This is a genomic window from uncultured Spongiibacter sp. (assembly GCF_964011655.1).
In the GTDB taxonomy this organism is placed as follows: domain Bacteria; phylum Pseudomonadota; class Gammaproteobacteria; order Pseudomonadales; family Spongiibacteraceae; genus Spongiibacter; species Spongiibacter marinus.
The window spans coordinates 1-24,578 of record NZ_CAXGPO010000004.1; the positions used below are offsets into that span (position 1 = coordinate 1).

21 protein-coding genes and 5 tRNA genes are annotated in these 24,578 nt (G+C 53.4%); all 26 read left to right on the plus strand.

The window, feature by feature from the left end; translation table 11 throughout:
- Window positions 1–683: 683 nt before the first annotated feature.
- The 26 genes from birA (at window position 684) to rplB (ending at window position 24,566) form a co-directional block, all read left to right on the plus strand.
- On the plus strand, window positions 684–1,658 hold the full coding sequence (gene birA / locus ABNS66_RS03170; protein WP_348655202.1) for a bifunctional biotin--[acetyl-CoA-carboxylase] ligase/biotin operon repressor BirA: 975 nt from the start codon (window positions 684–686) through the stop codon (window positions 1,656–1,658).
- The gene (locus tag ABNS66_RS03175; RefSeq protein ID WP_348655203.1) at window positions 1,658–2,404 is read left to right on the plus strand and encodes a type III pantothenate kinase; all 747 of its coding nucleotides are present in this window, start codon (window positions 1,658–1,660) and stop codon (window positions 2,402–2,404) included. The genes birA and ABNS66_RS03175 overlap by 1 nt, the downstream gene beginning before the upstream one ends.
- A complete protein-coding gene (locus tag ABNS66_RS03180; protein WP_348655204.1) occupies window positions 2,401–3,120 on the plus strand; it encodes an SPOR domain-containing protein in 720 nt (239 codons plus the stop codon). The genes ABNS66_RS03175 and ABNS66_RS03180 overlap by 4 nt, the downstream gene beginning before the upstream one ends.
- A 38-nt stretch (window positions 3,121–3,158) precedes the next feature.
- A tRNA-Thr gene (locus tag ABNS66_RS03185) sits at window positions 3,159–3,234 on the plus strand.
- Window positions 3,235–3,321: 87 nt separating this feature from the next.
- Window positions 3,322–3,405 (plus strand) — tRNA-Tyr (locus ABNS66_RS03190).
- Window positions 3,406–3,436: 31 nt separating this feature from the next.
- A tRNA-Gly gene (locus tag ABNS66_RS03195) sits at window positions 3,437–3,510 on the plus strand.
- Between the two features lie 34 nt (window positions 3,511–3,544).
- A tRNA-Thr gene (locus tag ABNS66_RS03200) sits at window positions 3,545–3,620 on the plus strand.
- 80 nt (window positions 3,621–3,700) lie between these two features.
- The gene (tuf, locus tag ABNS66_RS03205) at window positions 3,701–4,924 is read left to right on the plus strand and encodes an elongation factor Tu (protein WP_286694240.1); all 1,224 of its coding nucleotides are present in this window, start codon (window positions 3,701–3,703) and stop codon (window positions 4,922–4,924) included.
- Window positions 4,925–4,956: 32 nt separating this feature from the next.
- Window positions 4,957–5,032 (plus strand) — tRNA-Trp (locus tag ABNS66_RS03210).
- Between the two features lie 69 nt (window positions 5,033–5,101).
- Window positions 5,102–5,467, plus strand: coding sequence for a preprotein translocase subunit SecE (gene secE, locus ABNS66_RS03215; protein ID WP_204997535.1), 366 nt, complete (start codon window positions 5,102–5,104; stop codon window positions 5,465–5,467).
- A gap of 10 nt (window positions 5,468–5,477) precedes the next feature.
- Window positions 5,478–6,008 carry a transcription termination/antitermination protein NusG gene (nusG, locus tag ABNS66_RS03220; protein WP_204997534.1) on the plus strand — a complete coding sequence of 177 codons (531 nt, stop codon included), beginning with the start codon at window positions 5,478–5,480 and terminating at the stop codon, window positions 6,006–6,008.
- Window positions 6,009–6,102: 94 nt separating this feature from the next.
- Window positions 6,103–6,534, plus strand: coding sequence for a 50S ribosomal protein L11 (gene rplK / locus ABNS66_RS03225; RefSeq protein ID WP_027875068.1), 432 nt, complete (start codon window positions 6,103–6,105; stop codon window positions 6,532–6,534).
- Window positions 6,535–7,236 carry a 50S ribosomal protein L1 gene (gene rplA / locus ABNS66_RS03230; protein WP_204997533.1) on the plus strand — a complete coding sequence of 234 codons (702 nt, stop codon included), beginning with the start codon at window positions 6,535–6,537 and terminating at the stop codon, window positions 7,234–7,236.
- Window positions 7,237–7,517: 281 nt separating this feature from the next.
- Window positions 7,518–8,045 carry a 50S ribosomal protein L10 gene (gene rplJ / locus ABNS66_RS03235; protein WP_204997532.1) on the plus strand — a complete coding sequence of 176 codons (528 nt, stop codon included), beginning with the start codon at window positions 7,518–7,520 and terminating at the stop codon, window positions 8,043–8,045.
- 56 nt (window positions 8,046–8,101) lie between these two features.
- Entirely contained in the window at window positions 8,102–8,479 is a 378-nt protein-coding gene (gene rplL / locus ABNS66_RS03240) for a 50S ribosomal protein L7/L12 (RefSeq protein WP_204997531.1), read from the plus strand.
- A gap of 182 nt (window positions 8,480–8,661) precedes the next feature.
- Window positions 8,662–12,738: a DNA-directed RNA polymerase subunit beta gene (gene rpoB, locus ABNS66_RS03245; protein WP_204997530.1), complete on the plus strand. Its 4,077-nt coding sequence runs from the start codon at window positions 8,662–8,664 to the stop codon at window positions 12,736–12,738.
- A gap of 71 nt (window positions 12,739–12,809) precedes the next feature.
- The gene (gene rpoC / locus ABNS66_RS03250) at window positions 12,810–17,021 is read left to right on the plus strand and encodes a DNA-directed RNA polymerase subunit beta' (RefSeq protein ID WP_286837327.1); all 4,212 of its coding nucleotides are present in this window, start codon (window positions 12,810–12,812) and stop codon (window positions 17,019–17,021) included.
- A 134-nt stretch (window positions 17,022–17,155) separates the two neighbouring features.
- Window positions 17,156–17,530, plus strand: coding sequence for a 30S ribosomal protein S12 (gene rpsL, locus ABNS66_RS03255; protein WP_027875074.1), 375 nt, complete (start codon window positions 17,156–17,158; stop codon window positions 17,528–17,530).
- A gap of 91 nt (window positions 17,531–17,621) precedes the next feature.
- Window positions 17,622–18,092 carry a 30S ribosomal protein S7 gene (rpsG, locus tag ABNS66_RS03260; protein ID WP_027875075.1) on the plus strand — a complete coding sequence of 157 codons (471 nt, stop codon included), beginning with the start codon at window positions 17,622–17,624 and terminating at the stop codon, window positions 18,090–18,092.
- 33 nt (window positions 18,093–18,125) lie between these two features.
- Window positions 18,126–20,234 carry an elongation factor G gene (fusA, locus tag ABNS66_RS03265; protein WP_204997528.1) on the plus strand — a complete coding sequence of 703 codons (2,109 nt, stop codon included), beginning with the start codon at window positions 18,126–18,128 and terminating at the stop codon, window positions 20,232–20,234.
- A 31-nt stretch (window positions 20,235–20,265) separates the two neighbouring features.
- The gene (gene tuf, locus ABNS66_RS03270; RefSeq protein ID WP_286694240.1) at window positions 20,266–21,489 is read left to right on the plus strand and encodes an elongation factor Tu; all 1,224 of its coding nucleotides are present in this window, start codon (window positions 20,266–20,268) and stop codon (window positions 21,487–21,489) included.
- 242 nt (window positions 21,490–21,731) lie between these two features.
- Entirely contained in the window at window positions 21,732–22,043 is a 312-nt protein-coding gene (gene rpsJ / locus ABNS66_RS03275) for a 30S ribosomal protein S10 (RefSeq protein ID WP_022960525.1), read from the plus strand.
- Between the two features lie 111 nt (window positions 22,044–22,154).
- Window positions 22,155–22,799: a 50S ribosomal protein L3 gene (gene rplC, locus ABNS66_RS03280; protein WP_286837325.1), complete on the plus strand. Its 645-nt coding sequence runs from the start codon at window positions 22,155–22,157 to the stop codon at window positions 22,797–22,799.
- An 11-nt stretch (window positions 22,800–22,810) separates the two neighbouring features.
- Window positions 22,811–23,431, plus strand: a complete 621-nt coding sequence (rplD, locus tag ABNS66_RS03285) for a 50S ribosomal protein L4 (protein WP_027874864.1) — start codon at window positions 22,811–22,813, stop codon at window positions 23,429–23,431.
- Entirely contained in the window at window positions 23,428–23,724 is a 297-nt protein-coding gene (gene rplW / locus ABNS66_RS03290) for a 50S ribosomal protein L23 (RefSeq protein WP_027874865.1), read from the plus strand. Before rplD ends, rplW begins: the two co-directional genes overlap by 4 nt.
- 17 nt (window positions 23,725–23,741) lie before the next feature.
- Window positions 23,742–24,566: a 50S ribosomal protein L2 gene (gene rplB, locus ABNS66_RS03295; RefSeq protein WP_204995042.1), complete on the plus strand. Its 825-nt coding sequence runs from the start codon at window positions 23,742–23,744 to the stop codon at window positions 24,564–24,566.
- Window positions 24,567–24,578: the final 12 nt, after the last annotated feature.

Sequence of the window (24,578 nt, forward strand, 5' to 3'; positions counted from 1 at the left end):
TAAAACACCCCGGTCAGCATTAGCTGTCCGGGGTTTTTTATTTAGGATGCGAGGAGCTTCTGCCACTAAATATTGGGCCCATGTGACAACCCATGTACCGAAGGTACAGGGTTGGGGCGCCGATAGGCGTCGCGCAGCGATTGCATGCACTGCATGCAACCCAATGTAGGTCATCGCCAGGCTTCTAACCTAAAGTGCCCCAGCCGAGTTCGGTTGGGGCACTTTGCTATGTGGCTAGAAAAAGTTGGGCAACTGGCGCTGACCGACGGCAATGACTCGCGCTTGTAGCGCTCGCCCTACGGGCAGCCTGCGGCTGTCCAAACCTGTTGCACAGGTTTGTCGCCAGGCTTCTAGATAAAAAACCCGAGGTTCATCTGAGCCTCGGGTTTTTTTATGGGTCGCTGGAAGTGGTGTCTACTAAGTGCGAATTTACAGTCCTGCCCCTGTGGTCAGGGCCACATTGAGCTGATAAATGAACTGGCATGCCATTGATCGCTTAGCTATCAGGGAGGTTTAAGTGTGCCAAGCAGCATCAGCTATGCAGGCCTTTGCTGCCTTAGTGGTTCCGGGACTATTAAACCAATTCTTTGTATTAAGGAGCGCCGCATTAACGCAGGGAGTCGGTTCCGTCAGTTTATTGAAAAATTTTGCTATGATCGGCTCTCGGTTGCGCGAGGGGATAGGTGTTGAGCACAGAAAAGATACTCCAGGTTTTAGCGGATGGTGAATTTCACTCGGGTGAAGAGCTTGGAGCGGCGTTGGGCGTTAGCCGCGCTGCCGTTTGGAAGCAGCTTCAGAAGCTTGAGGCGCTAAATATTGAGCTGGAGTCTCAGAAAGGCCGCGGCTACCGCATTGTTGGGGGCTTGGACCTGCTGTCACGGGAGGCGGTGCTGGCTTCTAGCGGGGAAGCATCAAAGCCGTTTGTTGAGTCCATGGATATTTTTAATGAGCTGGCGTCAACCAATGAAGTCGCGTTAGCAAAGATTGCTGAAGGCGATGCGCATGGATATTGCTGTACGGCCGAGTTGCAGCGCTCCGGAAGGGGGCGGCGGGGCCGGCAGTGGGTGAGCCCGTTTGCTAGAAACCTCTATTTCTCTATGGTTTGGCAGTTTCATTCTGGTGCATCGGCGCTAGAAGGTTTGAGCCTTTGTATTGGTGTGGCCGTTGCGCGTGCATTGAATAGAGCCGGGGTAGATCGCGTCGCGCTGAAGTGGCCCAACGATGTTTTGCTCGATGGCCGAAAGCTTGCCGGCATCTTGCTGGAGATGCAGGGCGATCCGGCCGGGCTCTGTCAGGTGGTTATTGGTGTTGGTGTGAATGTCAAAATGGCCGGTGCGGACACATCAGCTATTCAGCAGCCCTGGGCGGATCTGGGGGGCTACGACATCGCTGACGACAGGAATTGCTTGTTGTCTCTATTAATTGACGCTCTAGTTGATGTGCTCACGCAATATAGTCGCGGCGGCTTTGCACTGTACCGAGACGAATGGCAGAGCCTCGATGCTTACCGAGGGCAAGAGGTTATGGTACAGCTCGGTGATACCTGGGTGAGCGGTGTGGCAGAGGGTGTCGATCAGGGTGGCGGGCTGCTGCTGCGTACCGATACGGGCACCCGCATATTCAATGGCGGTGAGGTCAGTTTGAGGAGCTTACCCTGATGTCTGCTGTGGTATTGGAGCTTGATATCGGTAACAGCTCTGCGAAGTGGCGGGTGTTGGCGCCAGAGCGCTTGGCGGGTGGGCGTATAGTGTTGACTGATAGCGCCTTGCGCATGTTGCTGGACGAGCATCAGATTTCTGCAATTCGAGTCGGCTCGGTGGCCGGTAAGGAAGTTGAGGATATGGTGTCCGACGTTGCCAGGAGCTTTGCAATACCCTGTTACTTTGCGCGCAGCCAACCCATTAGCTGTGGTTTAACGAACAGTTACCAGGACCCTTCGAAGATGGGTGTTGATCGTTGGCTGGCGATGCTGGCAGCTTGGCGCTTAGTGCAGAGTGAGGTCATAGTGGTGGACGCAGGCACCGCCCTCACTATCGATCTGATTGACCGAAATGGCTGTCATTCAGGTGGCTATATCTTGCCGGGGCGGAAGTTGATCCTCGAATCGCTAACGGGCAGCACGGAGAGGGTGCGCTATGAAGGGGTGCCCGACCCGTCGATCGCGCCCGGTGTGACAACAGCGGAATGCGTTGAGCACGGTAGCTGGCTTTCCCTGTTGTCTGCCATTCGAGGCGTCGTTGCGGATTGTTGCCAACTAAGTGGTGGTATGCCCCGCGTTGTGCTTACTGGGGGGGATGCGCCTAGCTTGATGCGACTCGCTGGCGACAGCGACTGGCAGCTGAAAGAAGAATTGGTATTAGACGGCTTGGCGCTTGCCTTGGCTGATGAGGAACCTGAGGGATGAGGGCCTTATTGTTGGCGCTGATTATGCTGAACGCAGGCTTATACCTCTGGCAGCGGTACGATAGCGGTTATCAGGAAGTCAGTGAGGCGATGGCAATGCCAGCCGTAAAGGGCAATATCGTTCTATTGTCTGAGCGGGCGGCTGCGCCGGAGGTCTCGGATTGGACGAGCGACCCAGAGCCGGCGACTGTGTCCAGTATACATGCTGACCTGGCGCTGCCTCAGAATACTGTTGCGCCGACTGCGCCATTAGAGTGCTGGCTACTGGGGCCTTTTACCACCGTGAGTGGGGGGGATTTGCCTGCTGGGCTTGAGTGGCGCCGCGAGGAATATGAGCGTGATGCCGACTACTGGGTCTACCTCGGGCCATACACTGATGTGGCGGCGGCCAGCGCGATGAGTCGGGAGCTAAAACGTGAGGGTATCGATAGCTATGTGATACGCCGTGGCGAACTAAATAAAGCAGTATCTCTGGGGGTGTTTAGCGACGCAAAACGCGCAGAAAAACATCAGCAGCGTATGCAGGCTAGGGGTTATGGAGCGGATATCCGCAAAATATCAAAATTTGCTCAGCGCCTCTGGCTGGTATTAAAAGCCGAGTCGGATAGTGAAATTTATCGTTCTGGTATTGCCTATTTGCAGGCGCTGGCCGGAGAAGGGCAAACAGTAGAGAAAAAAAGCTGCAATCGCATTGCGTCTTACAAAGAGTTCGACTAGAATGCCGCCCTCGTTCGAAAGCGACGTGCTAGAAATGTGCTGGCGTAGCTCAGTTGGTAGAGCAGCTGACTTGTAATCAGCCGGTCGGGGGTTCGACTCCTCTCGCCAGCTCCACTTTTCTAAGCGCTGTAGAGTTCATAGCTTGCAATATAAAGAATTGACAAGTTATTGCTGCATAAGCAGAATGTTTCGCTCTTTCGAGGTGGGGTTCCCGAGTGGCCAAAGGGATCAGACTGTAAATCTGACGCGCAAGCTTCGGTGGTTCGAATCCACCCCCCACCACCATTATTTAGATGTACCAGCGGAAGGTTTTTCAGCGGGTATAGTTCAATGGTAGAACCTCAGCCTTCCAAGCTGATGGTGCGGGTTCGATTCCCGCTACCCGCTCCAGTTTTGCGCTGGCTGATGTGAAAAGGTTAGCGGTGCTCATATAGCTCAGTCGGTAGAGCACTTCCTTGGTAAGGAAGAGGTCACCGGTTCAAGTCCGGTTATGAGCTCCAATTTTTGGCGACAAAAGCCCAGGGTGGTTTTTGTCTTTTTGTAGTGACTTGACGAAAAGGTCCGCTAGGAGGCTGTCGCAATGGCGAAGGAAAAATTTGAACGTAGTAAGCCCCACGTCAACGTGGGCACCATCGGTCACGTTGACCATGGTAAAACGACTCTGACTGCAGCGCTGACGCGCGTTTGTGCAGAAGTCTTCGGCGGTGAAGCCGTTGCATTCGACGGTATCGATAATGCGCCTGAAGAGCGTGAGCGTGGTATTACCATCGCTACCTCTCACGTAGAGTACGATTCAGACATTCGTCACTACGCACACGTCGACTGCCCAGGGCACGCTGACTACGTTAAAAACATGATCACTGGTGCCGCTCAGATGGACGGCGCGATCCTGGTATGTGGTGCGACTGACGGCCCAATGCCTCAGACTCGTGAGCACATCCTGCTGTCTCGTCAGGTTGGTGTACCCTACATCGTTGTCTTCCTGAACAAAGCCGACCTGCTGGCTGAAGACTGTGGCGGCGTAGGCAGCGAAGAGTACAACGAAATGCTCGAGCTGGTTGAAATGGAACTGCGTGAGCTGCTCGACACTTACGACTTCCCAGGCGACGACACGCCAATCATCGCGGGTTCTGCCCTGATGGCGCTGAACGGCGAAGACGACAACGAGCTGGGCACAACTGCTGTTGCTAAGCTGGTTAAAGCTCTGGATGAGTACATTCCTGAGCCCGAGCGTGCTATCGACCAGCCGTTCCTGATGCCAATCGAAGACGTATTCTCGATCTCTGGTCGCGGTACCGTAGTAACTGGTCGTATCGAGCGTGGTGTTCTGAACACTGGCGACGAGATCGAAATCGTTGGTATCAAAGACACCACCAAGACCACCTGTACTGGTGTTGAAATGTTCCGCAAGCTGCTCGACGAAGGTCGTGCTGGTGAGAACGTTGGTGTTCTGCTGCGTGGTACTAAGCGTGACGAAGTTGAGCGTGGCCAAGTATTGGCTAAGCCTGGCTCAATCACTCCGCACACTCGCTTCGAAGCCGAAGTGTACGTACTGAGCAAAGATGAAGGTGGTCGTCACACGCCATTCTTCAAAGGCTACCGTCCACAGTTCTACTTCCGTACCACAGACGTAACTGGTGCGTGTGAGCTGCCAGAAGGTACAGAAATGGTAATGCCTGGCGACAACGTGAAAATGGACGTGACATTGATTGCGCCTATCGCGATGGAAGAAGGTCTGCGTTTTGCAATCCGTGAAGGTGGCCGTACTGTCGGCGCCGGCGTGGTAGCGAAAATCGTAGAGTAAAGAGTAAATGCCGGCCTTGGGTCGGCGTTTGTAGGCCAGTAGTTCAATTGGTAGAGCACCGGTCTCCAAAACCGGCTGTTGGGGGTTCGAGTCCCTCCTGGCCTGCCACTTACGCTGACACCGCTTCGCGCATGCGAAGTGGTGTTTTGCGCTTAGCAAAAAGGATACGGTCACAAGATGGTAGCGAAGGCAGAAGACGAAAGTCGCCTTGATGGCTTGAAGTGGGTAGTTGTAACCCTGCTGGTTGCCGCAGGTGTTGGCGGCAATATGTACTTCTCCGATGAGTCATTGCTGTATCGCGTAATCGCGTTGCTGGTGCTGGCAGTCGTTGCCGGCTTTGTCGCTGCGCAAACCAGTCGTGGGGCAGCATTTTTTGACCTGCTGAAAGGCGCTCGCAACGAGATTCGCAAAGTTGTTTGGCCGACCCGCCAAGAAGGCACGCAAACGACGTTAATCGTTGTTGCATTTGTGATTGTGGCGGCACTGATTTTGTGGGGGCTCGATACCCTGCTCGGTTGGTTGGCCTCGTTGGTAATAGGCTGAGGGCTAGATTATGGCTAAACGTTGGTATGTAGTTCACGCCTATTCCGGCTACGAAAAAAAGGTAGCGTCTGCGCTGAAAGAGCGCATTGAGCTATCGGGCTTTGAAGACCGTTTTGGAGAAGTGCTTGTTCCCACTGAAGAAGTGGTTGAGATGCGCGGCGGTCAAAAGCGCAAGAGCGAGCGCAAGTTCTTCCCCGGTTACGTTTTGATCGAAATGGAGCTGGATGATGACACATGGCACTTGGTGAAAGAAACGCCTCGTGTCATGGGCTTTATAGGCGGTAAGGCGGATAAGCCTGCGCCGATTACGCAGAAAGAAGCAGACGCAATCCTGCAGCGCGTAGAAAGCGGTGATAAACCCAAGCCCAAAACCTTGTTCGAGCCAGGTGAAATGGTTCGTGTTATTGATGGCCCCTTTAACGACTTTAATGGGGTTGTTGAAGAGGTGAATTACGAGAAAAACCGTCTGCATGTGGCGGTACTGATTTTCGGTCGTTCTACGCCCGTCGAATTGGATTTCGGCCAAGTAGAAAAGACCTAAGCACAACCTGCGTATTGCGCAGGTTTTGAAAGTAACGGGGAGCCGTTGACAGGCCGCGAGGCCCAGAGGCGTTAATACCCAAAAGGAGAAAACAATGGCTAAGAAAGTCCAGGCTTATATCAAGCTTCAGGTGCCCGCAGGCGGCGCTAACCCAAGTCCCCCGGTTGGTCCTGCGCTGGGTCAGCACGGCGTTAACATCATGGAATTTTGTAAGGCGTTCAATGCTCAAACTCAGAGCATGGAAAACGGTATGCCGATTCCTGTCGTTATTACTGTGTACGCTGACCGCAGCTTCACTTTCACAACTAAAACTCCGCCAGCATCATTCTTGCTGAAGAAAGCTGCGGGTGTGAAAAGTGGCTCAGGCACTCCGAACACGAAAAAAGTTGGCAAGGTTAACCGTGCCCAGCTGGAAGAAATTGCAACAATGAAGATGCCAGACCTTACTGCGGCAGATATGGATGCCGCTGTGCGCACCATCGCCGGAAGTGCACGTGCTGCCGGTATCGAAGTGGAGGGTGTGTAAATGGCTAAGTTGAGCAAGCGCCAAAAGGCAATCCGTGAAAAAGTTGTTGCTGGCAAGCAATACGGCATCGAAGAAGCGGTTTCACTGCTGAAAGAAGTTTCTAGCGTTAAATTCAGCGAGGCCGTTGACGTTGCAATCAACCTGGGTGTTGATGCGCGTAAATCAGACCAGGCGGTTCGCGGTGCAACGACACTGCCAAACGGCACTGGTAAAGACGTTCGCGTCGCCGTGTTTACTCAGGGTGAAAACGCTGAAAAAGCAAAGGCTGCTGGCGCAGATTTTGTTGGCATGGAAGAGCTCGCCGAGCAGGTTAAAGGCGGCATGATGGACTTCGACGTTGTCGTCGCGTCACCTGATGCAATGCGCGTAGTGGGTCAGTTGGGCCAGGTTCTGGGTCCCCGTGGCCTGATGCCTAACCCCAAGACCGGCACAGTAACACCCGATGTTGAAACTGCCGTTAAGAACGCGAAAGCGGGTCAGGTTCGCTACCGCACAGACAAAAATGGCATCGTTCACGGCGCTATCGGTAGCATCAAGTTCGACGCTGCTGCGCTTCAGGAAAACCTGGAAGCATTGCTGGCTGACCTTAAGAAAGCTAAGCCTGCGTCTGCAAAAGGTGTTTACCTGAAGAAGATTACGCTTTCTTCTACGATGGGCCCCGGTCTGGTTATCGACCAGAGCAGCTTGTCTGTAGCGAAGTAATCAATAACAGAATTCGGGCTTCGGCCCGGCGCTGGCGTTATGCCGGCAAGACTTTGTGGTCTTTGACAATCGACCTACTGTGTCAAAAGACAAAGACCATCAAAGACCGTAGGTGAGCCGAGGTGTCGTAAGGCATCGACGCTCTTAATAGGTGTGCTGCATGCAGCGTTACCGGCACCGGCCTACGCAGATGGTGGATCGGATTTGTTCACCACATGAACGGCAGCGAGCCTAGGCAAGCTGTCTACGGTAAGTAACTGACAAATCCAGGAGTTATCCAAGTGGCATTAAGACTCGAAGACAAGAAAGCGATAGTTGCTGATGTTAACGAGACTGCCGCGAGTGCACTGTCATTGGTTATTGCTGACGCCCGTGGGTGTTCAGTAGCCGAAATGACTGAGCTCCGTAAGCAGGCGCGGGATTCTCAGGTTGATTTGCGTGTAGTGCGCAACACCCTGGCGAAAATCGCGTTGAAAGGAACGGAATTCGAGTGCGCAGAAGAGGCCTTCAAAGGTCCCTCTCTGTTGGCATTTTCGATGGAAGATCCAGGTGCTGCGGCGCGTATCTTCAAAGATTTCGCTAAAGAAAACGAAAACTTTGAAGTGAAAGCACTGGCGGTCAGTGGCCAGCTAATGGGTTCGGAACAGTTGGATGTATTGGCGAAACTGCCGACGCGCGATCAGGCTCTGTCTATGTTGATGAGTGTGATGTTGGCGCCGGCGACCAAGCTGGTACAGACAATGAACGAAGTCCCAGGAAAGCTGGTACGTACATTGGCTGCAGTTCGCGATCAGAAAGAAGCTGCTTAATCGCAGCTTAGTTAACGATTAATTTTTTCACAATTTGATACAGTAGGGAGTTGAAAATGGCTCTGTCTAAAGACGATATCCTCAATGCAATCGCTGAAATGAGCGTTATGGAAGTGGTTGAACTCATCGAAGCAATGGAAGAGAAGTTTGGCGTAACTGCCGCTGCTGCCGTTGCTGCTGCTCCTGCAGCCGCTGCTGAAGGTGGCGCTGCTGCCGCTGAGCAGACTGAGTTCGACGTAGTTCTGACTGGCGCTGGTGACAAGAAAGTAAACGTCATCAAAGCGGTTCGCGCTATCACCGGCTTGGGTCTGAAAGAAGCGAAAGAAATGGTTGACGGTGCTCCATCAACTGTTAAAGAAGGCGCTTCTAAAGACGACGCTGAAGAAGCTAAAAAAGCACTGGAAGAAGCTGGCGCATCTGTCGAGCTTAAGTAAGTTGCTGATAGACCTGTTTACAGGTCGATCTCAAGCGAGGCTGGTGGGTTTATCCCGCCGGCCTTTTGCTGTTTGAGACATTGGGCCGGGGCGATTGTTCTGGTCAGCGGTGGCTTGACCACCGCGCAAACGATGCCAGCGCCGGTTGCGCAGGGGTCAGGTAATGATGCTGGGGAGTACTGATGGCTTACTCGTACACTGAGAAAAAACGTATTCGCAAGGACTTTGGCAAATTGCCACACGTTATGGACGTGCCTTACCTTCTTGCGATTCAGTTAGATTCTTACAAGAAATTTACACAGCAGGGTATTCCCGCTGCTGAGCGCGGCGAGCACGGCTTGCACGCTGCTTTTAAATCAATCTTCCCAATCGTAAGTTATTCCGGCAATGCAGCGTTAGAGTACGTTGACTATGTGCTGGGAGCACCGGCATTCGACGTGAATGAATGCCAGCTGCGCGGGGTGACCTTTTCGGTGCCGTTGCGCGTTAAAGTTCGGCTGATCATCTACGATAAAGATTCAGCGAACAAAAGCATCAAAGACATTAAAGAGCAAGAAGTCTACATGGGGGAGATCCCCCTGATGACGGAGAATGGTACCTTTGTCATCAACGGTACCGAGCGGGTTATTGTTTCCCAGCTGCACCGCTCTCCCGGCGTGTTCTTTGATCACGACCGTGGCAAGACACACTCCTCAGGTAAATTGCTCTACTCAGCGCGAGTGATTCCTTACCGTGGTTCTTGGTTGGACTTTGAATTCGACCCTAAAGACCTGGTGTACGTGCGTATCGACCGCCGCCGTAAGTTGCCGGCAACTATCCTGTTGCGCGCCTTGGGCATGACCGCGGAAGAAATCCTCGAACTGTTCTTTGACGTCAATACATTTAAAGTATCGAAAGACGGCAAATTCACCATCGCACTGATTCCAGAGCGTCTGCGTGGTGAGGTTGCGACCTTTGATATCTGCGGCAAAGATGGCGAAGTTATCGTTGAAACTGGCCGCCGTATTACCGCGCGTCATATTCGCCAGCTGGAAAAATCCAAGCTGAAAGAGCTGGAAGTGCCCGTTGAATACCTGGTAGGCCGCGCATTGGCGAAAGATGTGGTGGATACCAAGACCGGTGAGGTGTTGTACCCCTGTAACGCCGAAATCACATTGGAGATGGTTGAAAAACTGCAGGAGTCCGGTGTTTCAGAAATTGAGACCCTGTACACCAATGAGCTGGACTGCGGTCCGTTCATCAGCGATACCCTGCGCACTGACCCCACCAATTCAGAGCTGGAAGCACTGGTAGAAATCTACCGCATGATGCGTCCCGGTGAGCCGCCGACCAAAGACTCTGCTGAGAACCTGTTCCAGAACCTGTTCTTTTCAGCTGAGCGTTACGACCTGTCCGCTGTTGGTCGCATGAAGTTCAACCGCCGTTTGGGCCGCGAGGAAATCACCGGCGCAGGCACGCTGGATAAAGACGACATTGTCGCTGTACTGAAGACCCTCGTTGACATCCGTAACGGTAAAGGTGTTGTCGATGATATCGATCACCTGGGTAACCGCCGTATCCGTTCGGTTGGTGAAATGGCAGAGAACCAGTTCCGCGTGGGCTTGGTTCGTGTAGAGCGCGCAGTAAAAGAGCGCTTGTCTATGGCGGAAAGCGAAGGCTTGATGCCCCAGGATCTGATCAATGCCAAGCCCGTTGCAGCGGCCGTTAAAGAGTTTTTTGGTTCGTCGCAGCTGTCTCAGTTTATGGATCAGAACAACCCATTGTCTGAGATCACCCACAAGCGTCGTGTGTCGGCACTTGGGCCCGGTGGTTTGACGCGTGAGCGCGCAGGCTTTGAGGTTCGCGACGTTCACCCAACGCACTACGGTCGGGTTTGTCCTATCGAGACGCCTGAAGGGCCAAACATCGGTTTGATTAACTCGCTGGCAACTTACGCCCGAACGAATGAGTACGGCTTCCTCGAAAGCCCCTACCGTAAAGTGGTTGATGGCAAAGTCAGTGAAGAAATCGAGTACTTGTCTGCGATCAACGAAGCGGAGCAGGTTATCGCTCAGGCGTCGGCAGCAATGAACGACAAAGGTGAGCTGACCGATGAGATGGTAGCGGTTCGTCACATGAACGAATTCACCGTTATGCCGCCGGAAAAAGTTACCTACATGGATGTCTCTCCAAAGCAGGTGGTTTCGGTTGCTGCGTCGTTGATTCCGTTCCTGGAACACGATGACGCGAACCGCGCATTGATGGGCTCGAACATGCAGCGCCAGGCAGTGCCGACTTTGAAGGCAGACAAGCCGCTTGTCGGTACAGGTTTTGAGCGCTATGTCGCGTCTGACTCCGGTGTTTGTGTTGTCGCCCGCCGCGGTGGTGTTATCGACAGCGTGGACTCTTCGCGCATCGTTGTGCGTGTTAACAACGACGAAGTGCAGTCAGGTCAGCCGCCGGTTGATATCTACAACCTGACTAAATACACCCGTTCTAACCAGAACACCTGCATCAACCAGCGTCCTATCGTTCGCGAAGGTGATGATGTCGTGCGCGGTGATATCCTTGCAGATGGCCCCTCAGTAGACCTGGGTGAGCTGGCTCTGGGTCAGAACATGCGCATCGCATTCATGCCCTGGAATGGTTACAACTTCGAGGATTCTATCCTCGTGTCTGAGCGCGTGGTGAAAGAGGATCGTTTCACAACGATTCACATTCAAGAGCTGACGTGTATTGCGCGTGACACCAAGCTGGGCCCCGAAGAGATTTCCTCGGATATCCCCAATGTCGGTGAAGGTGCACTGGCGAATTTGGATGAGTCCGGCATCGTTTACATCGGCGCCGAAGTTGGCCCTGGCGATATTTTGGTGGGTAAAGTTACGCCAAAAGGTGAAACCCAGCTGACGCCAGAAGAAAAGCTGCTGCGTGCGATTTTCGGTGAGAAAGCATCCGACGTAAAAGACACGTCGCTGCGTGTGCCGTCGAGCACGAAAGGCACCGTTATCGATGTTCAGGTCTTCACGCGTGATGGCCTGGAAAAAGATAAGCGCGCCCTGGAAATTGAAAAAATGCAGCTCGACCAGTTCCGCAAGGACCTGAACGAGGAATACCGCATTGTTGAAGAAGCGACCTTCGCACGTTTGCGTAGCTTGCTTGAGGGCCAAAAAGTCCTCAGCGGCCCAGGCCTGAAAAAGAATGACGAGCTGACCAGCGACGTACTCGACGGCCTGAAGAGTGACGACTGGCTGAAGCTGCGCCTGGCAGAAGAGTCAATCAACGCTGCCCTGGAAGATGCCGACAAGCAACTTGGCGAGCACCGCAAGACCTTGGAAGAGCGTTTTGAGGACAAGAAGCGTAAGCTGACGACCGGCGACGACCTGGCTCCTGGCGTACTGAAAATCGTCAAAGTGTATCTCGCTATTAAGCGTCGTATTCAGCCTGGCGACAAAATGGCGGGTCGTCACGGTAACAAGGGTGTTATCTCGGTCATCATGCCCGTAGAGGACATGCCCTTTGACGAAACCGGTGAGCCCGTTGATATCGTTCTCAACCCGCTGGGTGTACCGTCGCGGATGAACGTTGGTCAGATCCTTGAAACCCACCTTGGCCTGGCAGCGAAGGGCTTGGGTAATAAGATCGACACCATGCTGCGCGAACAGCGCAAAGTGGCTGAAGTTCGTGAATTCCTCGGCAAAGTCTACAATGACGGTGCGGGTCGAACTGAAGACCTCGACAGCTTTAGCGATGCGCAGATCATGGAAATGGCGAAGAACCTGAAAGGCGGCGTGCCAATGGCAACGCAGGTCTTTGACGGTGCGAATGAAGCTGAGATCAAGAGCCTGCTGACACTGGCTGACTTGCCAGATAGCGGCCAGCTGCGCCTGTGCGATGGCCGTACCGGTATGGAGTTTGATCGTCCGGTAACCGTTGGTTACATGTACATGCTCAAGCTGAACCACTTGGTCGATGACAAAATGCACGCCCGTTCCACCGGTTCGTACAGCCTTGTTACTCAGCAGCCGCTGGGTGGTAAAGCGCAGTTCGGTGGTCAGCGTTTCGGGGAGATGGAGGTCTGGGCACTGGAAGCATACGGTGCTGCCTACACTCTACAAGAGATGCTTACTGTTAAGTCGGATGACGTTAACGGTCGCACCAAGATGTACAAAAACATCGTTGATGGCGACCAGCGCATGGAGCCGGGCATGCCCGAGTCTTTCAATGTACTGGTTAAAGAAATCCGCTCGCTCGGTATCAACATCGAGCTGGATACGGAATAAGCATCAACAACGATTGGCAAGGGGCGCCGGTTAACGCGGCGCCTATTTAATACCCTTGCGGAGGAACGGCCTTGAAAGACTTATTGAATTTACTTAAGCAGGGACAGCAAACTGACGAATTCGATTCAATTCGTATCGGTTTGGCGTCGCCAGAGCTGATTCGCTCTTGGTCTTTTGGCGAAGTGAAAAAGCCAGAGACTATTAACTACCGTACCTTTAAGCCCGAGCGCGACGGCTTGTTTTGCGCGAAAATCTTTGGCCCCGTCAAAGATTACGAGTGCCTGTGTGGCAAATATAAGCGCCTGAAGCATCGCGGCGTTATTTGTGAAAAATGTGGCGTTGAAGTGGCGCTGGCCAAAGTGCGCCGCGAGCGTATGGGCCACATCGAGCTGGCTAGCCCCGTTGCCCACATTTGGTTCTTGAAGTCACTGCCAAGCCGCATCGGCTTGCTGCTGGACATGACCCTGCGTGACATCGAGCGGATTCTCTACTTTGAATCATACGTTGTTACCGACCCCGGTATGACCACCCTGGACAAGGGGCAGCTGCTTAGCGATGAGCAGTACTTCGAGGCCATGGAAGAATTCGGTGATGACTTCACCGCGAAAATGGGTGCCGAGGCGATCATGCACTTGCTCATCGAGCTGGATATGCATGAGGAAATCGAGCGTCTGCGTGAAGAGATTCCCGCAACGAACTCCGAGACAAAAATCAAAAAACTGTCTAAGCGCTTGAAGTTGATCGAAGCGTTGGCAGATTCTGGCAACAAGCCAGAGTGGATGATCCTGCAGGTTCTGCCGGTTCTGCCACCAGATTTGCGTCCGCTGGTACCGCTGGATGGCGGCCGTTTTGCGACCTCTGATCTGAACGATCTGTATCGCCGTGTTATCAACCGTAATAACCGCTTGAAGCGCCTGCTGGACCTGAATGCGCCTGATATTATCGTGCGCAACGAAAAGCGTATGCTGCAGGAGTCTGTTGATGCCCTGCTCGATAACGGTCGTCGTGGTCGTGCTATTACCGGTTCTAACAAGCGTCCGCTGAAATCGCTTGCTGACATGATCAAAGGTAAACAGGGTCGTTTCCGTCAAAACCTGCTGGGTAAGCGCGTCGACTACTCCGGCCGTTCGGTTATCGTCGTTGGTCCCACCCTGCGTTTGCACCAGTGTGGTCTGCCCAAGAAGATGGCATTGGAGCTGTTCAAGCCGTTTATCTTCGGTAAGTTGGAGGCGCGTGGCTTAGCGACAACGATCAAAGCCGCTAAGAAGATGGTTGAGCGCGAGCCGCCGGAAGTGTGGGATATTCTCGCCGAAGTTATCCGCGAGCACCCCGTGTTGCTGAACCGGGCGCCCACCCTTCACCGTTTGGGCATCCAGGCCTTCGAGCCTGTGCTGATCGAAGGTAAAGCGATCCAGCTCCACCCACTGGTATGTGCCGCTTACAACGCCGACTTCGATGGTGACCAAATGGCGGTACACGTACCGCTGACACTGGAAGCCCAGCTTGAAGCCCGCGCGCTGATGATGTCGACCAATAACATCCTGTCGCCTGCAAATGGTGAGCCGATCATCGTGCCTTCTCAGGACGTGGTATTGGGTCTGTACTGGATGACGCGCGACCGCGTTAATGCCCTCGGTGAGGGTATGGCGTTCTCAAGCCCGCAGGAAGTACAGCGCGCCTACGCCGGTGGCAAGGTGCACCTGCAAGCACGCATTAAGTGCCGTATCAAGCAAGTGAGCTTCGACGAAAACGGCGAGCGCCAGGAAAATCGCAGCATTGTTGATACCACCGTAGGTCGTGTGGTGCTGTGGCGCATCGTTCCCGATGGTTTGCCGTTTGACCTGGTAAACCAGGCAATGGCGAAAAAGGCTATTTCTCGCCTGTTGAATGAGTGTTATCGCCAAGTTGGCTTGAAGGCCACGGTAATTCTCGGTGACCAGTTGATGTACACCGGTTTTGAGTACTCGACTCGTTCGGGCAGCTCAATTGGTGTTAACGATTTCGAAATTCCCGAAGAGAAGGCGAAAATTGTTGCCGCCGCGGACGCCGAAGTCGTTGAGATCGAAAAACAGTACGCCTCAGGTCTGGTAACGCAGGGTGAGAAGTACAACAAGGTTATCGATATTTGGTCTCGCGCCAACGACTTGGTGTCCAAGTCGATGATGGAAGGCCTGTCGAAAGAAAGCGTAATTAACCGCGACGGTGAAGAAGAGCAGCAAGACTCCTTCAACTCGGTATATATCTACGCTGACTCGGGCGCACGGGGTTCGCCGGCGCAGATTCGTCAGCTGGCCGGTATGCGGGGATTGATGGCCAAGCCAGATGGCTCGATCATCGAGACGCCGATTACCGCTAACTTCCGTGAAGGTCTGAACGTACTGCAGTACTTCATCTCGACTCACGGTGCGCGTAAAGGTCTTGCTGATACCGCATTGAAAACAGCGAACTCCGGTTACCTGACTCGCCGCTTGGTGGATGTCGCTCAGGATCTGGTTATCACTGAAGACGACTGTGGTACCGACCACGGCCTGTTGATGACGCCGGTTATTGAAGGTGGCGACATTATCGAAACCCTGGGTGACCGCGTACTTGGCCGTATTGTTGCCAAAGACGTGCTCAAGCCTGGTACAGACGACGTTGCTGTAGAAGCCGGTGTCATGCTCGATGAGAAGGGTGTTATCGAGCTTGAAGAGATGGGTATCGATGAAATCGAAGTTCGCTCGCCCATCACCTGTGACACCAAGCACGGCGTTTGCTCTATGTGCTACGGTCGTGACCTGGCCCGCGGACACCTTGTTAACCGCGGTGAGTCAGTCGGTGTTATTGCGGCGCAGTCGATCGGTGAGCCGGGTACCCAGCTGACCATGCGTACCTTCCACATTGGTGGTGCGGCATCGCGAGCAACCGCTGTCGACAATATTCAAGTTAAGCAGGACGGTAAAGCGCGTCTGCACAACCTGAAATTCGTTGAGCGTGAAGATGGCAACTTGGTTGCGGTAAGCCGCTCCGGTGAGCTGGCAATTACCGATCGCAGCGGCCGTGAGCGCGAGCGCTACAAGCTGCCTTACGGTGCCATCATTAAAGTTGCGGACCGCTCAGAGGTTAGCGCAGGCGATATCGTCGCGACCTGGGACCCACACACCCACCCCATCATTACTGAGGTGGCGGGTATTGTGAAAATGTCCGGTATGGAAGAAGGCATTACCGTTAAGCGTCAAACTGATGAACTCACTGGCCTGAGCAGTATCGCCGTGATGGAGCAGTCTGAGCGCCCCGCGGCGGGTAAAGACATGCGTCCGGCGGTCACCTTGGTCGATGCCAATGGCGAAGAGCTGTGTTTGGCGGGCACCAATGTGCCAGCACACTACTTCTTGACTGACCACGCGATTGTCAGCCTTGAGAATGGTGCTGAAGTGAAAGTTGGTGATGTTATTGCCAAGATTCCTCAGGAAAGCTCGAAAACGCGGGACATCACCGGTGGTCTGCCACGGGTTGCCGACCTATTCGAAGCGCGTAAGCCTAAAGAGCCTGCGATTCTTGCTGAGATCAGCGGTACCGTGTCTTTTGGTAAAGAAACCAAGGGCAAGCGTCGCCTGATCATCACCCCAGCTGACGGCAAGCCGCTGGCTGACGGTAGCGACCACTACGAAGTACTGATTCCCAAGTGGCGTCAGCTGACAGTGTTCGAGGGTGAGCAAGTTGAGAAAGGTGAAATTGTTTCGGAAGGTCCGCTGAGCCCTCACGACATTCTGCGCCTGAAGGGTGTGGAAGAGCTGGCGAAGTATATCGTTAACGAGATCCAAGACGTTTACCGTCTCCAGGGCGTTAAAATTAACGATAAACATATCGAAGTCATTAGCCGCCAGATGCTGCGCAAGGTCAACATTATGACCTCGGGCGACTCATCGTTCATTAAGGGCGAGCAGGTTGAATACGTGCGAGTTGCTGAAGAGAACGAGCGCCTCATTGCGGAAGGCAAAGTGCCTGCCAGCTTTGACCGCGAATTGCTCGGTATTACCAAAGCCTCCTTGGCAACAGAGTCGTTTATTTCTGCGGCATCGTTCCAGGAGACAACCCGTGTACTCACCGAGGCCGCGGTAACTGGCAAGCGCGATTATCTGCGCGGATTGAAAGAAAATGTGGTAGTTGGCCGTCTGATCCCGGCGGGAACAGGTTTGGCATACCATCGCGATCGCAAACTGAAGCGCGACGACACCAGCAGTTCTGTGTCGGCGCAGGAAGTAGAAGCGGCGCTGTCGGAAGCACTTAGCGACCAAAGCTAACTATTCCGGCTACTTGACGGGGGCGGGGCGCGTCTTTAGAATTCGCGCTCCGCTTTTTTTATATCGTCGGCGGATGCCGGCGTACGGTCGGTCAGCACATAAGGTGCTGGCCTTTAGTATTTGGAGTCTTATCAATGGCAACGATCAACCAGTTGGTTCGTCAGCCGAGAAAGCGCAAGACTGCTAAGAGTGACGTTCCTGCATTGCAGGCTTGCCCTCAGCGTCGTGGCGTTTGTACTCGTGTTTACACCACTACACCTAAGAAGCCGAACTCGGCGCTTCGTAAAGTGTGTCGTGTACGTTTGACTAACGGTTACGAAGTTTCATCTTACATCGGTGGTGAAGGCCACAACCTGCAGGAGCACAGTGTTGTGCTGATTCGCGGTGGCCGTGTTAAGGATTTGCCGGGTGTGCGTTACCACACTGTTCGCGGCAGCCTGGATACATCAGGTGTTAACGACCGTAAGCAAGGTCGTTCTAAGTACGGAACCAAGCGTCCTAAGTCTTAATTGATCGGACGTTTTTACATAGATTTGAGTAAGGCCAGGTCATCGCAATGGCGATCGTTGCCTGGATTACCCTGAAGAGAGAGTAGTAATCATGCCAAGAAGACGCGTTGCCGCTAAGCGGGAGATCCTGCCAGATCCGAAATTCGGAAATCTTACCCTGGCCAAGTTCATGAACCACGTTATGGTGAGTGGTAAAAAATCGGTTGCAGAGCGCATTGTCTATGGAGCTCTGGACCTGGTGCAGGAGCGTTTAAGCAAAGACCCCATCGAAGTATTCGACGAAGCGCTGGAAAATATTGCGCCAATGGTAGAGGTTAAGTCTCGCCGTGTCGGTGGTGCCACGTATCAGGTGCCGGTAGAAGTACGCCCAAGCCGTCGTACAGCATTGGCCATGCGTTGGTTGGTGGATTACTCACGTGGCCGTGGTGAGAAGTCCATGCGTCAGCGTTTGGCTGGTGAAATTATCGATGCATCTCAGGGCAAGGGCTCTGCAGTTAAGAAGCGTGAAGACGTGCATCGTATGGCTGAGGCTAACAAGGCGTTCTCCCACTTCCGTTTCTAATGATGGATTTGGCTTCAATCTGGGGAGTACATCGTGGCTCGTAAAACACCTATTTCAAGATACCGCAATATCGGTATCTGCGCTCACGTAGACGCCGGTAAGACGACGACTACCGAGCGCGTCCTGTTTTACACGGGGTTGTCTCATAAAATTGGCGAAGTTCATGATGGCGCTGCCACCATGGACTGGATGGAGCAGGAGCAAGAGCGGGGTATCACTATTACCTCGGCCGCGACTACCTGTTTTTGGGCGGGCATGCAGCAGCAGTTCGACCAGCATCGCGTCAACATTATCGATACCCCAGGGCACGTTGACTTTACCATTGAAGTGGAGCGCTCACTCCGCGTCCTTGATGGCGCGGTAGTGGTGCTGTGTGGCTCCTCCGGTGTTCAGCCTCAAACTGAGACCGTGTGGCGTCAGGCAAATAAATATGAAGTGCCGCGCATGGTGTTCGTCAACAAGATGGACCGCGCCGGCGCTGATTTTGAGCGTGTCGTCAGCCAGTTGCGAGAGCGATTGGGTGCGAATGCGGTGCCGATGCAAATGACCATCGGTGCAGAAGAAGATTTCAAAGGGGTTGTTGACCTGGTCAAAATGAAGGCGATCATCTGGAACGCCGAAGACCAGGGTATGACCTTTACTTACGAAGATATTCCCGCTGATCTGCAAGATCAGTGTGCAGAAATGCGTGAGTACATGGTGGAGGCTGCTGCCGAAGCCAACGAAGAGTTGATGGATAAGTACCTCGAAGGCGGTGAGCTGAGCGAGGAAGAAATTAAAGCGGGCATTCGCGCGCGCACATTGGCGAATGAAATTATCCCGGTATTTGGCGGCTCTGCCTTTAAAAACAAAGGCGTTCAAGCTGTTCTGGATGCGGTGATTGAGTACATGCCTTCGCCGGAAGAGGTTAAGGCGATCGAGGGTACGCTTGACGATAAAGCGGAAACCGTCGAAACGCGTGAGGCAGATGACAATGCGCCGTTCGCAGCGCTTGCCTTTAAAATCGCGACTGACCCCTTTGTTGGTACTCTGACCTTTTTCCGGGTTTATTCCGGCAAGTTGGAAAGTGGTACGGCCGTATTTAACTCGGTTAAGGGTAAGAAAGAGCGTGTGGGTCGGATGGTGCAAATGCACTCAAACGACCGTCAGGAAATCAAAGAAGTGCTGGCGGGCGATATCGCTGCCGCTATCGGCTTAAAGGACGTGACGACCGGGGATACGCTTTGCGATCCGGATAACGTGATCGTTCTGGAGCGAATGGAATTTCCTGAGCCGGTTATCTCCGTGGCCGTGGAGCCTCGCTCGAAGGCTGATCAGGAAAAGATGGGCATCGCGCTGGGTAAGCTTGCGCAAGAGGATCCGTCGTTTCGGGTTAAGACGGACGAGGAAACCGGGCAGACGATCATCTCTGGTATGGGCGAGCTGCATCTGGATATTCTTGTTGATCGCATGCGTCGTGAATTCAGTGTTGAGGCGAATATTGGTAAGCCCCAGGTGGCCTACCGCGAAGCCATTCGCAACAACTGTGAAATCGAAGGCAAGTTCGTTCGTCAATCCGGTGGTCGTGGTCAGTACGGTCACGTTTGGGTGCGTTTCGAGCCTGCCGAAGACGCCAATGCCGAAGGTCTCGAATTTGTGAACGAGATCGTCGGTGGTGTGGTACCGAAGGAGTATATTCCGGCGGTGCAAAAAGGGATTGAAGAGCAGATGCAGAACGGTGTGCTGGCGGGTTATCCGCTGTTGGGCCTTAAAGCGACGCTCTACGATGGCTCCTTCCACGATGTCGACTCCAATGAGATGGCGTTTAAAGTGGCGGCGTCGATGGCAACGAAAAAGCTGGCGCAGAGTGGTGGTGCCGTGCTGCTTGAGCCGGTAATGAAGGTTGAAGTGGTAACGCCGGAAGAAAATATGGGTGACGTGGTGGGTGATCTCAATCGCCGTCGCGGCATTATCTTGGGCATGGAAGAAAGCGTATCTGGAAAAGTTGTCAACGCGGAAGTGCCGTTGGCAGAAATGTTTGGCTACGCAACCGATCTGCGCAGTGCGACCCAGGGTCGCGCGACATTCACCATGGAGTTTGAGAAGTACTCCGAGGCACCGAAGAATGTCGCAGACGAAATTATTAGTAAAAACATGGGCTGATTCGCCAAAACTTTAGAACGAGGAAAAAATCGTGGCAAAGGAAAAATTTGAACGTAGTAAGCCCCACGTCAACGTGGGCACCATCGGTCACGTTGACCATGGTAAAACGACTCTGACTGCAGCGCTGACGCGCGTTTGTGCAGAAGTCTTCGGCGGTGAAGCCGTTGCATTCGACGGTATCGATAATGCGCCTGAAGAGCGTGAGCGTGGTATTACCATCGCTACCTCTCACGTAGAGTACGATTCAGACATTCGTCACTACGCACACGTCGACTGCCCAGGGCACGCTGACTACGTTAAAAACATGATCACTGGTGCCGCTCAGATGGACGGCGCGATCCTGGTATGTGGTGCGACTGACGGCCCAATGCCTCAGACTCGTGAGCACATCCTGCTGTCTCGTCAGGTTGGTGTACCCTACATCGTTGTCTTCCTGAACAAAGCCGACCTGCTGGCTGAAGACTGTGGCGGCGTAGGCAGCGAAGAGTACAACGAAATGCTCGAGCTGGTTGAAATGGAACTGCGTGAGCTGCTCGACACTTACGACTTCCCAGGCGACGACACGCCAATCATCGCGGGTTCTGCCCTGATGGCGCTGAACGGCGAAGACGACAACGAGCTGGGCACAACTGCTGTTGCTAAGCTGGTTAAAGCTCTGGATGAGTACATTCCTGAGCCCGAGCGTGCTATCGACCAGCCGTTCCTGATGCCAATCGAAGACGTATTCTCGATCTCTGGTCGCGGTACCGTAGTAACTGGTCGTATCGAGCGTGGTGTTCTGAACACTGGCGACGAGATCGAAATCGTTGGTATCAAAGACACCACCAAGACCACCTGTACTGGTGTTGAAATGTTCCGCAAGCTGCTCGACGAAGGTCGTGCTGGTGAGAACGTTGGTGTTCTGCTGCGTGGTACTAAGCGTGACGAAGTTGAGCGTGGCCAAGTATTGGCTAAGCCTGGCTCAATCACTCCGCACACTCGCTTCGAAGCCGAAGTGTACGTACTGAGCAAAGATGAAGGTGGTCGTCACACGCCATTCTTCAAAGGCTACCGTCCACAGTTCTACTTCCGTACCACAGACGTAACTGGTGCGTGTGAGCTGCCAGAAGGTACAGAAATGGTAATGCCTGGCGACAACGTGAAAATGGACGTGACATTGATTGCGCCTATCGCGATGGAAGAAGGTCTGCGTTTTGCAATCCGTGAAGGTGGCCGTACTGTCGGCGCCGGCGTGGTAGCGAAAATCGTAGAGTAATACTGACGCGCGGTGTTATTCGCGCAGCAGTGTGGGAGGGAGGCTTCGGCCTCCCTTTCTGGGTAACAATGGGTGCAATTGGCGCCCTAAAACGCGCGGCAGCGTCTTTAATTGCCTTTGTGTCGAATAGTTGTTGACACGGGGCGGTTAGGTCATTAATATGCCGCTTCTTTTTTCGGGTTGTCTCGGCCAGTTGGCGCCGATAGTGGCTCGAAGGTATTTCGGGATGGGAGTTTGATCAGGTGCAAAATCAACGGATTCGCATTCGTTTAAAAGCTTTTGATCACCGCCTTATCGATGCGTCTACGCAAGAGATCGTAGATACCGCTAAGCGCACTGGCGCGCAGGTTCGGGGTCCAATCCCGCTGCCTACTCGCAAAGAGCGTTATACGGTTCTGGTCTCTCCACATGTAAACAAGGATGCGCGAGATCAGTATGAGATCCGCACCCACAAGCGCATGTTGGATATCGTAGAGCCTACAGAAAAAACTGTAGACGCTTTGATGAAGCTAGATCTGGCGGCTGGTGTAGAAGTTCAAATTAGCCTCGGCTAATTAAAATTTACTGAATATATTCAGACCCGCTCAGGGGCTGGCCCTGGGTTGTGTAACGCGTGAGAGCGCGGCCGTAGAGGGTTAAGCCCCGTACACTGAGAGGTTGGAGCAATGACTATTGGTTTGGTCGGTCGTAAAAGCGGCATGACTCGCGTTTTTACTGACGACGGCGTATCTATTCCGGTAACGGTGATTGAGGTTGAGCCCAATCGCGTTACTCGTGTCAAAGCAGACGATGCTGACGGCTATCGCGCTATTCAAGTGACGGCTGGAGCTCGTAAGGCGTCACGTATTTCAAAAGCTGAAGCTGGGCACTTTGCTAAAGCAGGTGTTGAAGCTGGTCGCGGTCTTTGGGAGTTTCGCCTTGAAGAAGGTGATGAGGCTCCAGAGGTTGGTGCTGAGCTGACTGTTGCTACATTTGAAGCAGGTCAGAAAGTTGATGTTACTGGGCAGTCTAAAGGTAAGGGCTTCCAGGGTGGTGTTAAGCGTTGGAACTTCCATATGCAAGACGCTACTCACGGTAACTCATTGTCGCACCGTGCGCCGGGTTCTATCGGTCAATGTCAGACTCCTGGTCGCGTCTTCAAAGGTAAGAAGATGGCGGGTCACATGGGTGCTGAGCGTGTGACTGTTCAGACGCTGGAAGTTGTACGTGTCGATGCAGAGCGCAACTTGATTTTGATCAAGGGTGCGGTTCCCGGTGCGCCAGGTGGTGACGTGTTTGTACGTCCTGCTGTTAAAGCAAAAAAATCCTAGGGGGCTAAGCAGTGGAACTGAATATTGCGAAACCCGGTAACGGTGCAGCGGCTGGAACTATCCAGGTTTCCGATGTGGCCTTTGCTCGTGAGTTTAATGAAGACCTGGTTCATCAGGTTGTGACTGCCTATCTGGCTGGTGCTCGTCAGGGTACTCGTGCACAGAAAACCCGCTCCGAAGTGAGTGGTGGCGGCAAGAAGCCATGGCGTCAAAAGGGCACTGGCCGAGCGCGTGCTGGTACCATCCGCAGCCCGATTTGGACTGGCGGTGGTGTGACCTTTGCGGCGAAGCCTCAAGATCACAGTCAAAAAGTAAACCGCAAGATGTACCGCGCGGCTCTGCGTTCTATTTTGTCTGAGTTGGCTCGTCAGGAGCGTCTGGTTGTCGTTGAAGAGATGGCACTTGAAGCACCTAAGACCAAGCTGCTTGTTAAGTCGCTGGCTGAGCTGGATGTAAAAGGTGCGTTGATTGTTACTGAAGAAGTAACTGGCAATCTGTACCTGGCAGCGCGCAACCTTCACGACGTTGATGTTCGTGATGTGAACGGTGTCGATCCCGTTAGCTTGATCGGTTACGACAAAGTTGTGGTTACCGTTGCGGCATTGAAAAAGTTTGAGGAGATGTTGGGATGAATCAGGAGCGCATTTACAAAGTATTGCTCGGTCCTCACGTTTCTGAAAAAAGCGCAATGAGTGCTGAAGCGGGCAATCAGGTCGTTTTTCGTGTGCTGCCCAGCGCTACCAAGCTGGAAATCAAAAACGCAGTCGAAAAGCTGTTCAAGGTGGACGTTGTTGACGTGCGCACCGTGAACATGAAAGGCAAAGTTAAGCGTAACCGTTTTGGCCTGAGCAAAAAGCCAAACTGGAAGAAGGCTTATGTAAGCCTGGTGCAGGGTCAAGATATCGACTTTGCAGTCGCTGAATAAGTCTGGAGCTGAGTTAAATGGCAATTGTAAAAAGTAAACCGACCTCTCCCGGACGCCGTCACGTCGTTCGAGTGGTTAATGCAGAGCTGCACAAAGGCGCTCCGCATAAGGCCTTGCTTGAGAGTCAGTCGCGCAATGGTGGTCGTAACAACAACGGGCGTATCACAACTCGCCACGTTGGTGGTGGTCACAAGCAGCACTACCGTATTATCGATTTTAAGCGCAACAAAGATGGCATTCCTGCTGTTGTTGAGCGTTTGGAATATGACCCTAACCGTACTGCGTATATTGCACTGCTTAAGTACGCGGACGGTGAGCGTCGCTATGTGATTGCACCTAAAGGTGTTGCCGCAGGTGATGAAGTGCTCTCAGGTGAGTCAGCACCGATCAAGCCCGGTAACGCGCTGCCGCTGCGTAATATTCCAGTTGGTAGCACAATTCACTGCATCGAGATGAAGCCTGGTAAAGGTGCTCAGATCGCTCGTAGTGCGGGTGCATCAGTGCAGTTGGTTGCACGTGAAGGCCAATATGCCACTGTGCGTTTGCGCAGCGGCGAAATGCGCAAGATTCTTGCTGAGTGCCGCGCCACATTGGGCGAGGTGTCAAACAGCGAGCACAGCCTGCGTAAGTTGGGTAAAGCCGGTGCGGCGCGTTGGCGTGGTGTTCGTCCTACCGTTCGCGGTGTGGCTATGAACCCCGTTGATCACCCACATGGTGGTGGTGAAGGTCGTACCTCTGGTGGTCGTCATCCTGTAACTCCTTGGGGTGTTCCGACTAAAGGGTATAAGACCCGTAAAAATAAGCGTACAGATAAGCTGATTGTGCGTGATCGCAGAAAATAAGCGCAGTCAGAG